Source organism: Pseudofrankia saprophytica (assembly GCF_000235425.2).
GTDB classification, from domain to species: Bacteria; Actinomycetota; Actinomycetes; order Frankiales; family Frankiaceae; genus Pseudofrankia; species Pseudofrankia saprophytica.
Genome location: NZ_KI912266.1, coordinates 1621686 through 1636454, shown reverse-complemented (window position 1 = coordinate 1636454; position 14769 = coordinate 1621686). Strand labels below are relative to the sequence as shown.

Below are 14769 nucleotides of genomic sequence, written 5' to 3'. Positions count from 1 at the left end.
TTAGTGCATCAACGGCGATGCGCTCGCGGGGGCTCTCCCGCCACGGAGTTCACGGGGTTCCCGCCGGCGGCCCCCGGATCGGTCCGCCGATCCGGGGGTCCGCCGGCGGATCTGCTGGGAGGTCCCGGATCGGTGGAGCCGGTCAGGTAGGTCGCGGGCTCGCCCGGCGCGCCTACCTGCCGGGTGGCTCTCGCGGCGGGTCTTCGTCCCCGCGGGCCACATAGGAGGGCCAGTGAGCCTCGGGGCATCACCCTGGGACACCGCCTGCGTCCAGCTTGCGGACGCCGCGCGGCACCTGGGACTAGACGACGGACTGCACGACCTGCTGCGCATGCCGCGGCGGTCGGTCACGGTCAGCGTCCCGCTGCAGCGCGACGACGGGCAGCTGCTGGTGCTGACGGGATACCGGGTTCAGCACAACCTGGCGCGAGGGCCAGCCAAGGGCGGCATCCGCTTTCATCCGTCCACCGACCTCGACGAGGTCAAGGCGCTCGCCATGTGGATGACCTGGAAATGCGCGCTGATGGGAATTCCGTACGGCGGTGCCAAAGGCGGGATCGCGGTGGAGCCGCGCATGCTCTCCGACCGCGAGCGGGAACGGATGACCCGCCGCTACGCCGCCGAGCTGGTGCCACTGATCGGACCGGAGAAGGACATTCCGGCCCCGGATGTCGGCACGGACGAGCAGACCATGGCCTGGATCATGGACACCTACTCGACGCACACCGGCCACACGACCCACGGCGTGGTGACCGGCAAGCCCCTGGCCGTCGGCGGCTCCGCCGGGCGGGCGGGCGCCACCAGCCGCGGCGTCCAGCTCGCGATGTTCGCCGCGCTGCGTGAACGCGGCGTCGACCCGAAGGGCATCACCGTCGCCGTGCAGGGCTTCGGCAAGGTCGGCGCGCTCGCCTCGCAGTACCTGCACGACGCGGGCTGCCGGGTGGTCGCCGTGTCCGACGTGAAGGGCGGCGTCTACAACCCGCGCGGGCTCAACCCGACGGCGCTCATCCGCCACCTCGCCCGTGGCGCCGACACGGTCGTCGGCTACCCCGGCACCGACACCCTGACCAACGCCGAGCTGCTGGAGCTCGACGTGGACGTGCTGGTGCCGGCGGCGCTCGAGGGTGTGGTGACGGCCCAGAACGCCCCGCGGATCCGCGCCAGGATGATCGTCGAGGGCGCCAACGGCCCGGTGACGGCGCAGGCCGACCCGATCCTGGCCGACAACGGCGTCGTCGTGGTGCCGGACATCCTGGCCAACGGCGGTGGGGTCGCCGTCTCGTACTTCGAGTGGGTGCAGGATCTGCAGGCCTACTTCTGGTCCGAGGACCAGGTGAACGAACGGCTGGCCGAGCTGATGGAGCGTGCCTACGCCCAGGTGTCCCGGCTCGCCACCGAACGCGGGCTGACGCTGCGCGAGGCGGCGCACGTCATCGGCGTCGGCAGGGTCGCCGAGGCACACCGCACCCGCGGCCTCTACCCCTGAGGGATCGCTATCGCCGCCGGCGCCGCTCCCTGGCGCTGGCGGCGGACCTCGCCACGGCGCCGTCGATGCCGCCGGCGAGGGCCGCGCTCGCCGCCTCGGCCGCCAGGCGCAGCAGGGCCTGCTGATCGTCCACGGGCGAGGCCCGGTTGCGCCGCCGGTGGCCGCAGCGCTCGCAGACATGGGTGAGCACCGTGTCATGGGCGCGGGCCTCGACCCCGACCGGGCGCATCAGGCCGCCGCAGCCGGCCTCCCGGTCACCCGGCTGGACGTCGACGTGCCGGGACCACAGGCACCGCGGGCAGTGGTTGGTGTAGCCGTCGCCCCGTACCGGGGTACCGCACACCAGGCAGTCGAAGTCCTCGGTGGTGCGGGTGAACCTGCGGGCCACGGACCCACCGTAGCCCGCGCGACGTGGTCCAGGCCCCCGAACGGGGGCCAATCATTAATTCAGCATCAACCGGGACTCTCCAGAACTCGGAAAACACCGGGGTACCTCACGTCGCGATCATCGGTCCGACTATCGTCTGCCGGAATCCGGCCAGGAGGTAAGGAGCGTCTCGTATGCGCCATTCGCGTACCCGGTCCCGGGCCGTCCGGCCGAAACGCCCGACCCGGTTACAAAGCCCGGGCCGGTTACAGCCGCCGACCCGGTTGCGAAGAACCGCGCTGTTCGCCGCGGTCACCATGGCCACCGCCCTCCTGGCCGGCTGCGGGACCTCAGGCAGCGCCGCCACCGGCCCGGCGCCCTGCACCACCCCCGGTTTCAGCCCCGACTCGATCAAACTCGGCTGGGTCTATCCCGACACCGGGCCGCTGGCCCAGGCCCTGGGCGCGGCCCGCTCCGGATTCGTCGCCCGGGTCGAGCAACAGAACGCAGCCGGCGGGATCCACGGCCGAAAACTCACGTTCGCATGGCGGGACGACGTCGGCAGCGGGGCCCAGAACCTCGAGGCGATGCGCGACCTCGTCGAGAACGAGCACGTCTTCGGGGTGGTCGAGTCGACGACCGCCGCCGCGGGCGGCGCCGACTATCTGCACGAGCAGGAGGTCCCGGTGGCGGGCCTGCCGGCTGAGGCAATCTGGGCTGAGCACTTCTACGACAACATGTTCGCCCACGCCTACGTGATCACCAGTGGCCCGTCGGTCGACACGTTCGGCACCTTCGTCAAGGCCCGGGGCGGCACGAAGGCCGCCATCGTGCTCAGCGACACCGACCAGGTCTCCAACCAGATCAGCGAGAAGGTCACCGACAGCCTGCGGGCGGCGGGCATCGAGGTGTCCCCGACGAAGTTCATCTACAACCCGACCCACACCAGCCGGAGCCAGCTCGGCGAGCAGCTGAAGAACGCCGGCGTGGACACGGTCGCCGGCGCCCTGTCCGCCGCGGACACCAGCGAGGTCATGGCAGGAGCGCACGAGGCGGGCGCCGTGGTGAAGGTCTTCCTGTCGGCCGCCGGCTACGACCGCGGGGTGCTCCAGGAGAAGGGCGCGACCATCGCCGGCCTGTACACCTACATGAACTATGTGCCTTTCCTGAACCGAACTCCCGCCCACGACCTCTACATCGACGCGATGCGCGCCTACGCACCGGAGCTGCAGCCGCCGGACCAGGAGCTCGCCCTCATCGCCTACCTCAGCACCGACATCTTCCTGACCGGCCTGCTCCGGGGCCCCGCCTGCCCGACCCGCGCCAGCTACATCAGGACCCTGCGCGGCGTCACCGACTACAACGCGGGTGGCCTCCTGCCCGGCCCGGTCGACTTCAAGAACTGGGGACAGCTGAACCTCTGCTACACGTTCGTGCGGGTCAACGACCAGGGCACCGACTACGAACTGGTCAAGGACCCCGGCGGCGCCGACCGATGGTGCGGCAAGCGCCTTCCGGACCAGTGACCCACCGCTCGCCCACCAGCCGCCGCTCACCGTTTCCTGCCCGCGCCGCCCGCCACTGGCCCGGCCCGGCCCGGCCAGATCCTGACATCGGAGGGCTGGTGGGGGCTCCCCGGTTTGTCGGGGCCAGGGGGTGAAATAGTGACGTCCAGCCTGATAGCCGCGTTCGCGGGAATCAGGCGACTGGAGCGGTCCCGTCGACGCGGGACCCGCGGCACCTACGGGCCGAAGGGGGTTGGGCCATGGATGACGGCGAGCCGACAGCGGTCGCCGGGACGTCCGAACCAACCGTGCCAGGGCTGTCGGAGCGCGACACCCGGGTGCTGCGGTTCGAGCAGCGCACCTGGCGGTACCCGGCTGCCAAGGACGAGGCCATCCGCGCCGAGTTCGGCCTGTCCCCCGCGCGCTATTACCAGCTTCTCAACGTGCTGATCGAATCCCCCGCGGCCCTGGCCGCCGAGCCCATGCTGGTCGGCCGCCTGTCCCGCCTGCGCGCCGCCCGCCGCCAGGGCTGGTCCCCGGCCACGCCGACCGCGTCCGCGTCCGCGAGCGGCTCCCAGCCAGCCGACCGGGCATGAGCGAAACCGACCCGACACCCGCCCCGCGCGCCGGCGCCGCCCGCGGCGGCACCGGGACCGCGGGAACCGCCGGGACCGCGGGCGCCGCTGGCAGCGCCTCCAGCTCCGGCGGCGCCACGGGCAGCGGTGGCGGTGGCCGGCGCCGGCCACCGCCCAGCCGCGGGCCGCGCGGGCTGTGGGGCGCCCTGATCGCCATTCTCGCGGTCAGCGCCGGCATCCTGCTGGTGAACCTGCTGCACAACCCCGATGACGACGCCGACCAGGCCACCGCCCGCCCGTCGGCGACCACCACCACGGCGACCACCACCACGGCCAGCGCCTCCGCGACCGCCAGCCCGACCGCGAGCCCCACCGCCACCCCGTCGGCCGCCCCCACCACCACCTCGGCGCCGGCCACACCCGCCACCCGCCCGCCGACCCCGGCCGGCGGTGAACAAGCCTTCGCCCCGGTCGTGATCCTCAACAACTCCAAGGTCGAGGGACTCGCCTCGGACGCCCGCTCACGCGTCGAGGCGGCCGGCTTCACGGTGACGCGCATCGGTGGTTGGGGAGGCTCGATCAACGTCCCCCGCACCGTCGTCCTCTACGAGAAGGACGACCTGCTGCCGGCGGCACGCACCCTGCAGCGCCTCGTTCCCGGCATCGACGAGGTCCGCAAGGTCGACCCGGCCGATCTGGTACGCCCGGCAGGCGAGCACGACACGCTCCTCCTCGTCATCACCAAGTACTACCCCAATCCCAGCCCCAGGCCCTGACGCTCGCGCTGGCCGCGCCCGGGCATCCCCTGACCAGCCCGGCATCCTGCACGACCTCGCGGACGAGGCGGCGGGGGAAGCCGCCCAGTGGGGCGGGAGAGGCGACAGGTGTGGTTACTCTGAGGTCTCGTTGGGTGGTCGGTGCGTGGCCGATCTGACGCCACCGGCACACTTGTTGCCATGGTCGCCCAGGTAGGCCCAACTGAGGCAGCGTCATGACAACTGTTCCCACCCCCGCCCCACGCACCCCGGCCGGTGGCGCGGGGCTCGCCGCGCTGATCACGGCGCCGGAGACCGCGCTGGTGGCACTGGACTACGACGGCACGCTCTCGCCGATCGTGTCCCGGCCGTCGGACGCGGTGCCCGCCCCGGGCGCGGTGGACGCCCTGCGGGCGCTCGCGGACCGGGTGGGCACGTGCGCGATCATCACCGGCCGGCCGGTGGACGCGGTCCTCGAGCTCACCGGCCTCGCGCCGCGCAACGGAGCCGAGAACGGCGGTGCCAGGAGGAAGGCCACCGCCGGCAACGGCGCCGCGCCGGAGACGCCCGCGAAGGCGCTCACCAACCTGACGGTCCTCGGTCAGTACGGGCTGCAGCGCTGGGACGGCGCGACCGGGGTGACGAGCAGCCCCGAGCCGCTGCCGGGGGTCGCCGCCGTGCGCGCGCTGCTGCCCGAGGTGCTGCGCGACGCACCGCCTGGCGTGACCGTCGAGGACAAGGTCCAGGCCCTGGTGGTGCATGTCCGGCGCGCCGCCGACCCGGACGCGGCGCTCGGCGCGCTGGCGCCGGCCCTGCGCCGCCTCGCCGAGGAGCACGGGCTCGAGGCGGCGCCGGGCAAGAAGGTGCTGGAGCTGCGCCCGCCGCACCACGACAAGGGCAGGGCGCTGCGCGGGCTGGTCGAGGAGCGGGCCGCCCGCTCGGTGCTGGTCGCGGGCGACGACCTCGGTGACCTGCCGGCGTTCGACGCCGTCGACGAGCTGCGCCGGGCCGGCGTCGCCGGCCTCACCGTCTGCAGCGACGGTCCAGAGGTCCCCGCGGTGCTGCGCGACCGCGCCGACCTGGTCGTCGACGGGCCGACCGGCGTCGTCGCCCTCCTGCGCGTCCTCACCAACCGCCTGCGGTGAGTGCCGACTGCCTCCGCTGACCCAGGTCAATCCCCGACGTCACCAAGTCCACAGACCTGTCACAGCAGCCTGTCCACCAAGTTAACTTTTGGCACCGTCGTGTAGCGCTACTTGGTCAACGGCGGGGGCTTACTCGTCTAGTGTGCCCATGTGCCATACCTGAGCCGAGCCGCGGTGGCGGGGCCTGATCCAGCGGCCGCCGGCACCGCGCGGGTGCTCGTCGCCTCCAACCGAGGTCCAGTCGCCTTCTCCTTCTCGGAGACTGGCATGTTGGTGGCCCGGCGCGGCAGCGGCGGGCTCGTCAGCGGCATGCAGGAGGTCATCCGCGACGCCGCCGCGACCGCCGCGGGCACCGGGGCGGCCGCCGCCGAGCTCGGGGACGCGGCCGACGGTGACGGCGGCGATCCCCCGTCCGGCATCGTGTGGGTCTGCGCGGCGCTCAGCGACGCCGACCGCAAGGCGACGCGCGAGTCGCCGGACGGGCGGCTGGACCGGGCGAGGTTCGACACCGGCGGCGCTGCGGTGCGGATGCTCGACGTCGACCGCGTCGTGTTCGACCGGGCCTACAACGGGGTCGCGAACCGCACCCTGTGGTTCGTCCTGCACCTGCTGTTCGCGCCGGCGGCCGAGCCGAGCTTCGGCGCGGTGTTCTGGCGGGACTGGGAGGCCTATGAGGCCTACAACGCGATGTTCGCCGAGGCGCTGGCAGCCGAGGCCGCGCCCGGCGCCGCGGTGCTGATCCAGGACTACCACCTGACGCTGACACCTGGTCTGCTACGCAAGCTGCGCCCGGACCTGCGAATCTCGCACTTCACCCACACTCCCTGGGCACCGCCGGACTACTTCCGAATCCTGCCGGATCGGGTGTCGCGTGCGGTGATCGGCGGGATGCTCGGCGCCGATCGGCTCGGCTTCCTGACCGCTCGCTGGGCGACGGCGTTCCGCGACTGCGCCCGCGCGCTGTTCGGTGACGAGATCGAGATCGACGACCGTATCCAGATCGACGACCGGCTCCCGAGCGACGGCGAGAGTCCAGCCGTCATCACCACCGTGCCCGCGGCCACCGTGCCCGCGGCCCTGGGCGAGACCGTCCCGATCGTCGAGCAGCGGACCGCGCCCGACGAGGAGGACGGACAGGGCGAGGCCGCCCGGCCGAACGCCCCCCTTGGGCACATCGGCCACCGAGTCAGGATCGGGATCCATCCGCTCGGGGTCGACGCGGTGGCGCTGCGCGCGCGGGCCGCGGCCAAGGACGTCGTCACCCGCGCGGCCGAGCTGCGCGAGCTGGTCGGCGACCGGCGGCTGATCGTACGGATCGACCGCACCGAACTGTCGAAGAACATCGTCCGCGGCCTGGACGCCTATCGGGAGCTTCTGCGCAACCATCCGGTCTGGCGAGGGCGCGTGACCCACCTGGTCTGCGCCTACCCCTCCCGGCACGACCTGCCCGAGTACCGCGAGTACACGGCGGCCGTGCAGCGGATCGCGACCGAGATCGAGGACGAGTTCGCCACCGACGGCTGGCTGCCGCTGCGCCTCGAGGTGACCGACGACTACCCACGCTCGCTGGCGGCGCTGACATTGGCGGACGTCCTCGTCGTGAACCCCATTCGCGACGGCATGAACCTCGTCGCCAAGGAAGGCCCCACGATTTCCGGTCGCGACGTCGCGCTGGTTCTCTCCCGGGAGGCCGGTGCCTACGCGGAGCTGGCCGCGGACGCGCTGGTGGTCAACCCGTACGACGTGACCGAGACCGCCGAAGCGATGGACGCTGCCCTGCGCATGCCGACCGCCGAACGCCGCCGACGCGCCCGCCACCTCGCCACGCTCGCCGCCAGGCTCCCTCCCGGCGACTGGTTCCGCCAACAGCTGGCCGCCCTTCCGGCCGCCCCGCCCGCGGAGGTCCCGCTACTCCCGCTAATCGGCGGTCGCGCAGACTGATCGGGACCGGGGCAGCCCCTACCCGATCGGTGGGGACTGCCAGGTCGCGACCGCAGCGCGGACGGCGCTCGCCCAGCCGAGGGTCACCGGCTCCTTCTCGACGACGACGTTGTCGTACGCGGGCAGCAGGCCCGCGATGTCCGGGTGGCGCAGGGCGTTGGCGACCAGATGCATCTGGCCGACGTGGCTGGCCATGCTCAGGTCGCTGGCGGAGTCTCCGATCGCGATGGCGTCCGACGGGTCGATGCCGCGCCGTTTGAGATCCCAGGCGACCGCCTCGCCCTTGCCCACGCCGTCGGGCACGAGGTGGTAGACGTGCGGGTTGACGCCGAGGTCCGGCATGTGGGCGGGCGCGATCAGCCCGTTGTCGCGCAGCGAGAGCCAGCCATAGCCGGCGGCGCGCAGCCAGGCGTCGGTGGCGGCGATGTCGACCTTGCCGCGGAACATCACGTCCAGCTCACGCCCGGTGTGCCACGGGGTGTGTAGTTCCAGGCGGCCCGGATGAGCGGCGATCAGCTCGTGCAGCAGGTCCTCGGGCACCTGGCTGAAACGCTCGGGCATGGCGCCGCGCAGGATCTCGCTCTGGCGGCCCTGGTCCCAGCCGACGATGGCGCCAAGCTCACCGATGAAGCCGTCGGCGCCGAAGATCGCCGCGGCCTCGACGAGCTGCGGCCGCGTCCGCCCGCTGACCAGGACCAGCACGATGCCGGCGGTGTGCAGGTCGAGCAGCGCCTGCGCGGCCGCGAGCGTCAACGTCCCCGGAGATCCGCGCAGCGCGTCGTCGGGAGACGCTTCGGCCAGGAAGAACGAGCCCTTTGGCCCGACCATGGTCCCGTCGAGGTCGGTGTAGACGACACGGACACTCACGTGCGCGGCTCCTCCCGAGGGCCCACTGGTCGCGCGGTCCGATCATCGTCGGCCCCGCGGCCACAGGCCTGGATCTGCAATGTCCCAGCGACGCTGGTGGACCTCCGGTGGGCTCGCGCTCAGGCCGGCAGTCCCACGGGACAGCATCCGCCAAGAGGGCCCGCCGATGCCCGGGCGAGCGCTAGGACGCAAGCGGCGTCACAGTGCATACGCCAAGAAGTGCGGTGCGCTCGGAGGTGCGTCGGTCTACAGTACGGAGACACAACTGAAGATGGCTCATCCAGAGGGGCAGAGGGAACGGCCCAGTGAAGCCCCGGCAACCGAGCGGATGAGTGTGCTCGCCGCCCTTCGGGCGGTTCGTCCTAGCCGTATCTCCCCCTGGGAGGCGGCCCCTGGACCCAGTGTCGCGCTCCGCGCGACGGGACAGGCAGGGCAACCGGACGACGCGAGCGCACCTCCGCGGCAGGTGCCAATTCCGACCCGTGGTGCCATGGCGGCCCCGGGAAAGATGAGGAGTTCCAATGACTCTTGCGCCGGAGCGCTCTGCCCAGTCGGGCTTCACCTCAGATGACACCGCGAACCCAGCGGTAGGTCTGTCCTGTCGCAACTGCGGCGCAACCTACCCTCTGGCACCCTCGCACGTCTGCATCGAGTGCTTCGCTCCGCTGGAGATTTCCTACGACGAGGACCGGCTGCGCCGCGTCACCCGGGCCTCCATCGAGGCTGGCCCGCGCAACCTGTGGCGCTACGTCGGCCTCCTTCCCGCCGGCCACGACCCGGCCCGCCGCGTATCCCTCGACGCCGGCTTCACCCCGCTGCGCCCGGCGCCGCGGCTGGCCGCCGAGCTCGGCATGAAGACCCTCTGGGTCAAGGACGACAGCGCCAACCCGACGCACTCCTTCAAGGACCGGGTCGTCTCCGTCGCGCTGTCGGCCGCCCGCGACCTCGGCTTCACCACCGTCGCCTGCGCCTCCACCGGCAACCTGGCGCACTCCGTCGCCGCGCACGCCGCCCACGCCGGCCTGCGCTCGATCGTGCTGGTCCCGCAGGACCTGGAGAACGGAAAGATCGTCTCCACCGCCGTCTACGGCGGCACCCTCGTCGCGATCAAGGGCAACTACGACGACGTCAACAAGCTGTGCAGCCAGCTCGCCGACGAGTACGAGTGGGCGTTCGTCAACGTCAACGTCCGGCCGTTCTACGCCGAGGGCTCGAAGACGCTCGGCTACGAGGTCGCCGAACAGCTCGGCTGGCGCCTGCCCCAACAGGTCGTCGTGCCGATCGCGTCCGGCTCGCTGTTGACCAAGATCGACAAGGCGTTCCGCGAGCTGATCAGGCTCGGGCTCGTCGAGGAGTCGCCGTACAAGGTGTTCGGCGCGCAGGCCGCCGGCTGCAACCCGGTCGCGGCGGCGTTCGCCCGCGGCACCGACACGGTCGCGCCGGTCCGCCCGTCGACGATCGCCAAGTCGCTCTCGATCGGCAACCCGGCCGACGGCCCGTACGCCCTCGACGTCGCCCGGCGCACCGGCGGCGTGATCACCGACGTCACCGACGACGAGATCGTCGAGGGCATGCGCCTGCTCGCCCGCACCGAGGGCATCTTCGGCGAGACCGCCGGCGGCGTCACCGTCGCCAACCTGCGCCGCCAGCTGCGCGAGGGCCTGCTCGACCCCGAGGCCGAGACCGTCATCTACAACACCGGCGACGGCCTGAAGACCCTCGACCCCCTCATCGGCAACACCGTCCCGACGGCCACCATCCCGCCAACCCTGTCCGCCTTCGAGGCGGCCGGGCTCGGCGACGACTGATACCCGGTACGGACGCGTATGCGAGCCGCGCCGCGTCAGCGCGGGGCGTTCAGCCGCTCTGCCGGATCGCCGACGTCGATCCGGCAGAGCGGCGCACAGCGACCAGCGGCGACAAGCCGCGCCGGCAGCGTGATCACCGACGCCACCGACGCCACCGACGGCGAGACCGTCGAGGGCATGCGGCTGCTCGCCCGCACCGAGGGCGTCTTCGGCGAGACCGCCGGCGGTGTCAGCACTGACCGACGGACCGACGAGCACTGACAGGCGGACCGACGGACCGACGCTTCCGGCGGTCCCCGCCGATCGGCCGCCGAGTGGGTGGGCGCGACCGTATGAACGATCGCCACCTCCTCACCCAGCCGATCGGCGGGTCATGGGCTGAGCAGGGCTCCTGGACCGGCCATCACGCATCCGGACCACGGAGGGAACCTACGACCTCCGGGTAGGGTTTCGCGCTGTTTGGTCGATGAATGGCGGGAAGCGTGAACAGACCGCTTTCTGGTTGGTCTGCCCCGCGTATCCTGTCGATGTGACGCTGTGGGACGGGGATACGGCGGCACGGTCACCGGATGGCATCTCGACGGGGCAGCCCGATCACCGGGCGGCACGGTCGCCACGCGGTACGGTGACCGCCAGACCGGTGACCAGCGGAAATGGCTACACGCCAAGCCGCCCAGTCACCCGGGCCGGTTGACGGATTCCGATCCCCAACTCGGATGCGTCCGGAGGGGGACCGAATGGCGAACATGCCCCGCGCTCGCGGCGTCGCACCCCACTTCACCAGCATCCAAGCAAAACCACGCGCCGGCCCCCGTGGCAGGACGTATGAACTTAGCTGGGTCGCGATCGGCGCCACCGCTGTCGAGCTCGAAGGATACGGCGTACACGGCCCGATCGGCTCGGTCATGGTGGCTTTCGACGACGTCCCGCGGCGCTGGTTGACGGCCCACGGCCCCGGCGGCGCCAACCGCGAACTCAGCCCGCAGACCATCACCTTCGCCGAACCCGCCGTGGGCCTGGTCCTGCCTGATTGGCCGCGCCGCGCGCTGGGCGGCGGCCGGCGCGATACGCATTGGCTCGGCGCCGAGGCGCCCACTCCCAACGAACTGCTGGCCAGGTACCGGCCGCCCAGCCCCCGGGGCAGCGTGGGTGAGCGAGCCGACGGCATGCCGACGGTCCATCCGTCCAGTTGGCTAAAGCCATCGGCCGCGCTGACCAGCCGGTTTGGACGCACTCCCGGCCGGAGCCAGTCGTGGAACGCGCATTTCCAGCGGGTGCGGGCACTCGACGCGACGGCGGAGCCAGGCGCCGATCAGGCCCGCGGCGAGGACGACGAGAATACCGGCGTCGGCAGAAAACGACGGTGGCTGTGGTGGCGGTGACCGCGGAGCGGTCAGCTCCAGCCGTGGCGGCGGCGCGCGACCGCGCGGGACGATCGCGGCGCGAATGACGGGGGACTGAGAGAAATGCGATCGAGCTCAGATCAGGCGCGCCCGCCGATGACAGGCGCCGGGCCGCTCATCGGCGCGCCGTTTCGGGCCATGGGCCGGTTCATGTTGTGGCTTTCCACGGCGAACCTCGAGGTTCTGGAACGTTTCCCGTCCGACCGGCCGAAGTACATAGGCCTCGGCAGCTCGGTGTTCATCACCTCGTCGGTGGCCGCCGTCTCGGCGTCCTTCGCGCTGCACATGGGGCTGAAGCTGCCGGTGGCGATCTGCGTGATCGCCGGCTTCCTCTGGGGCTGCGCGATCCTGGGCTTCGACCGCTGGCTGCTCGCCACCGCCGGGCGCGGCAACCTGTTGCTCCTGCTGCCGCGCGCCGGGCTCGCCGTCCTCATCGGCATCGTCGTCTCGACGCCGTTCGTTCTGCAGATGTTCCAGCCGGAGATCAGTTCAGAGATCAACTTTATCCACGCCGAACGGGAGGCGGCGTTCATCCAGAAGTCCAGCACTGACCAGCGCGGCGCCCGGATCGATGCGTTGGAAAAGCAGGACGCCGCCTTCAAGAAGCAGCTGCAAGATCTTGGGAAGCCGTTCAACGAGGACGACTACGAGCCCGTCCGGACCGCGAAGGCCGACCTGAAGAAGGCGCAGGACGACTTCACCACCGCCGATAACAACTACACCTGTGAGTACCTTGGCCGGTCAGACTGCGGCAGCCCGATCGGTGCCTCCGGCAAACCCGGCGACGGCCCCTACCTCCAGCAGCTCTCCGGCATCAGGGACCGGGCCCAGACCGCCCTCACGACCGCCCAGGGCAAATACACCACGGCCCACGACAACGCGCTCGCGGCGTACAACAGCTCCACCGGGACGGAGCGTCCCTCCATCACCGCGAACATCACGAGGGTCGAGACCGAACTGCGCACGCTGCGAACCGCGGTCGACGCCGACACGAAACGTTTCCGAGACCAGAACGCCGACGACACCGGCCTGCTGATCCGGATCGAGGCGCTGGACAGGCTCACCAGCGAGCGTCCGTCGATGCGCACCGCCCATCTGTTGCTGCTGCTGTTCATCACCGCGATCGAGTGCCTGCCGATCCTGTTCAAGCTGTTCATGTCGCTCGGGAAGAAGAACAAGTACGAGGAGGCACTGGAGATCGAGGAGCGGGAGCATCTCGCCATCTCCCAGGCACAGAGCCGGCAGAAGCGGGCCGCGGCGCTGATCTACGACCAGGACGCGCTGCGGGAGGCACAGGCGGCCAGGGACAGGCGGGACGCCGCGATCGAGGAGCTGGCCAACAAGACCATCGACAGCCAGGTGAAGCTCGCCGAGGACGCGCTCGACCGCTGGACCCAGGAGCAGCGCAGGCGCATCCAGCGTGACCCCGGCGAGTATCTGGCGAACGGCCCGACGCCGGCGCCTACCCTGCTCCCGCCCTCCCAGCGGCAGCCGCCCGAGAACTGGGAGGACGCGCGGAACGGCGCTGGCGGACGCGCCGGTATGGATGACCTGCGGCGGCGGGAGTGGCCACCGCCGAGGAGGGACGAGCAGCCGCGACGCGGCGCCGAGCGACCGGTCGCCCCGGCGGACGGCAGGCCAGGCCCGGCTCGCCCCGCCGGCGACGCACCCGGCTTCGTCCCACGCGTCCCGGCGACCGAGCCGAACCGCGCCGAGCCGAACGGCGCTGGCGGACGGGCGACGCGCGGTGCCGAGGGTGGTGGGCGGCAGCGACCCGCGGGGCCAGGCCCGGTTCCTGCTGACGCGGCCCGCGCTGACCGGGCCCGCCCTGACGCGACGCGCGCTGACGCGGCCCGCGCTGACCAGGCGCGCCCCGCCGGACCGGTGCCACCGGGCCAGGCGAGGCGGGATCGATCCGCGGACCCGACGGAGGGCGGGTTCGACGAGGGTCCCGACCTGTGGTGACGCCGGCGCGGCGCGGGCCGGGTGCCCGCGCCGCTTCGCGCCGTTGCCCTGCCCGCTACCGGTCCCTGCGCGGAACCACGTAGGCCTCGAGCAGCATCTTCCAGGTCTTCGCCGTCTCATGGCGCAGACGAGGCTTCGGCTTCGCACCCAGGTATCGGGTAACGATCTTCGCCAGGCCGGGCGAAACACTCATCGCATCCTGCGCCAGCCAGCCCAGCAGCATCAGCGTGTCGTCGGCACGGTAGGAGTCTTCGGGCCAGCCATCGCTGTCCAACGAGGCCGCCAGCCCGTCCATCACCGCCTCCAGGATGGGTAGGCCCGCCACGCCGGAGCCGTACCGGTTGACCAGGTCGCGAAACAGCATGTGGACGGATCCGCGGTACTCGGTCCAGTACAGGCTCATCATCCGGGCCTTCAGCGCCTCGACCGGTCCGGTGCCGAGGAGCACCCCGCAAAGATCGAGCTCTGCCTCCTCCTTGGGCACGCCGCTCTCCCGGGGGTGGCGCGCCGGCAGCTTGGACAGCTCGTCCGCCCAGGCCCGCTCCAGGTCGGAGGGCACCTTGGGCGGCGGTCGTTCGACCCACGTGTCCCTCAGCCACAGCCACACCTGCCGGCGCAGTGGCTGGGCGCGGCCGGCGAGCCGGGCCAGGCGGAACACGACCAGCGGGTAGCCGGGGTCCATCCCCCGCAACAGCTCACCGAAAGCCTTCTGATCGAGACTGCCCGCGATGGCGTCGGCGAACGGTCGCAGCTGTCCGGCGAACGCCGGCTCGTTCCCGAGCCACGCGAGCCAGCCCGCCGTATGCGCCGTGGCCGCCGGCACCGCGTAGCGGTCGGCCCCGGTGCCGGTGGCCGCCGGACCGGCGCCGGGGGCCGCCGCTCGGCCCGCGTCGACGGCCCGGTCGTCGTCCTCGGCCGCCAGCCGCACCAGTTCCAGCGCCAGGGCCGGCCC

The 14769-nt window shown here is 71.9% G+C and carries 13 protein-coding genes and 1 riboswitch; of the genes, 10 read left to right on the top strand and 3 right to left on the bottom strand.

The window, feature by feature from the left end; all coding sequences use genetic code 11:
* Positions 1-232 precede the first annotated feature (232 nt).
* The gene (locus FRCN3DRAFT_RS0207020; RefSeq protein WP_007518896.1) at positions 233-1486 is read left to right on the top strand and encodes a Glu/Leu/Phe/Val family dehydrogenase; all 1254 of its coding nucleotides are present in this window, start codon (positions 233-235) and stop codon (positions 1484-1486) included.
* Between the two features lie 7 nt (positions 1487-1493).
* Here the strand turns inward: FRCN3DRAFT_RS0207020 and FRCN3DRAFT_RS0207015 are convergent, their stop codons facing one another.
* Positions 1494-1874 (bottom strand): RNHCP domain-containing protein, encoded by a 381-nt coding sequence (locus FRCN3DRAFT_RS0207015; RefSeq protein ID WP_007518897.1) that lies wholly within the window; start codon positions 1872-1874, stop codon positions 1494-1496.
* A gap of 173 nt (positions 1875-2047) precedes the next feature.
* Between FRCN3DRAFT_RS0207015 and FRCN3DRAFT_RS0207010 the strand changes: the two genes are divergently transcribed.
* The 5 genes from FRCN3DRAFT_RS0207010 to FRCN3DRAFT_RS0206990 all read left to right on the top strand — a co-directional run bounded on the left by FRCN3DRAFT_RS0207010 (position 2048) and on the right by FRCN3DRAFT_RS0206990 (position 7774).
* Positions 2048-3379: an ABC transporter substrate-binding protein gene (locus FRCN3DRAFT_RS0207010; RefSeq protein ID WP_007518898.1), complete on the top strand. Its 1332-nt coding sequence runs from the start codon at positions 2048-2050 to the stop codon at positions 3377-3379.
* A 239-nt stretch (positions 3380-3618) separates the two neighbouring features.
* A complete protein-coding gene (locus tag FRCN3DRAFT_RS43060; protein ID WP_007518899.1) occupies positions 3619-3954 on the top strand; it encodes a DUF3263 domain-containing protein in 336 nt (111 codons plus the stop codon).
* Positions 3951-4709 carry a LytR C-terminal domain-containing protein gene (locus FRCN3DRAFT_RS43055; protein ID WP_007518900.1) on the top strand — a complete coding sequence of 253 codons (759 nt, stop codon included), beginning with the start codon at positions 3951-3953 and terminating at the stop codon, positions 4707-4709. The genes FRCN3DRAFT_RS43060 and FRCN3DRAFT_RS43055 overlap by 4 nt, the downstream gene beginning before the upstream one ends.
* 215 nt (positions 4710-4924) lie before the next feature.
* Positions 4925-5833: a trehalose-phosphatase gene (locus FRCN3DRAFT_RS0206995; RefSeq protein WP_007518901.1), complete on the top strand. Its 909-nt coding sequence runs from the start codon at positions 4925-4927 to the stop codon at positions 5831-5833.
* Positions 5834-6100: 267 nt separating this feature from the next.
* Positions 6101-7774 carry an alpha,alpha-trehalose-phosphate synthase (UDP-forming) gene (locus FRCN3DRAFT_RS0206990; RefSeq protein ID WP_007518902.1) on the top strand — a complete coding sequence of 558 codons (1674 nt, stop codon included), beginning with the start codon at positions 6101-6103 and terminating at the stop codon, positions 7772-7774.
* A gap of 18 nt (positions 7775-7792) precedes the next feature.
* Here the strand turns inward: FRCN3DRAFT_RS0206990 and FRCN3DRAFT_RS0206985 are convergent, their stop codons facing one another.
* Complete coding sequence (locus FRCN3DRAFT_RS0206985; RefSeq protein WP_007518903.1) at positions 7793-8641, bottom strand: HAD family hydrolase; 849 nt, start codon at positions 8639-8641, stop codon at positions 7793-7795.
* A 273-nt stretch (positions 8642-8914) separates the two neighbouring features.
* Positions 8915-9156, top strand: a riboswitch (SAM riboswitch).
* Positions 9157-9162: 6 nt separating this feature from the next.
* On the opposite strand from FRCN3DRAFT_RS0206985, the gene thrC reads away from it, so the two are divergent.
* The 4 genes from thrC to FRCN3DRAFT_RS0206960 all read left to right on the top strand — a co-directional run bounded on the left by thrC (position 9163) and on the right by FRCN3DRAFT_RS0206960 (position 13817).
* Positions 9163-10449, top strand: coding sequence for a threonine synthase (thrC, locus tag FRCN3DRAFT_RS0206980; RefSeq protein WP_007518904.1), 1287 nt, complete (start codon positions 9163-9165; stop codon positions 10447-10449).
* Positions 10450-10578: 129 nt separating this feature from the next.
* Entirely contained in the window at positions 10579-10710 is a 132-nt protein-coding gene (locus FRCN3DRAFT_RS57055) for a hypothetical protein (protein ID WP_269799812.1), read from the top strand.
* Positions 10711-11186: 476 nt separating this feature from the next.
* On the top strand, positions 11187-11831 hold the full coding sequence (locus FRCN3DRAFT_RS0206965) for a hypothetical protein (protein ID WP_007518906.1): 645 nt from the start codon (positions 11187-11189) through the stop codon (positions 11829-11831).
* A 117-nt stretch (positions 11832-11948) separates the two neighbouring features.
* Positions 11949-13817, top strand: a complete 1869-nt coding sequence (locus FRCN3DRAFT_RS0206960; RefSeq protein ID WP_007518907.1) for a DUF4407 domain-containing protein — start codon at positions 11949-11951, stop codon at positions 13815-13817.
* Positions 13818-13872: 55 nt separating this feature from the next.
* On the opposite strand, the gene FRCN3DRAFT_RS0206955 is transcribed toward FRCN3DRAFT_RS0206960, so the two are convergent.
* A partial coding sequence (locus tag FRCN3DRAFT_RS0206955) for a hypothetical protein (RefSeq protein ID WP_007518908.1) occupies positions 13873-14769 on the bottom strand: 897 nt, incomplete at its 5' end.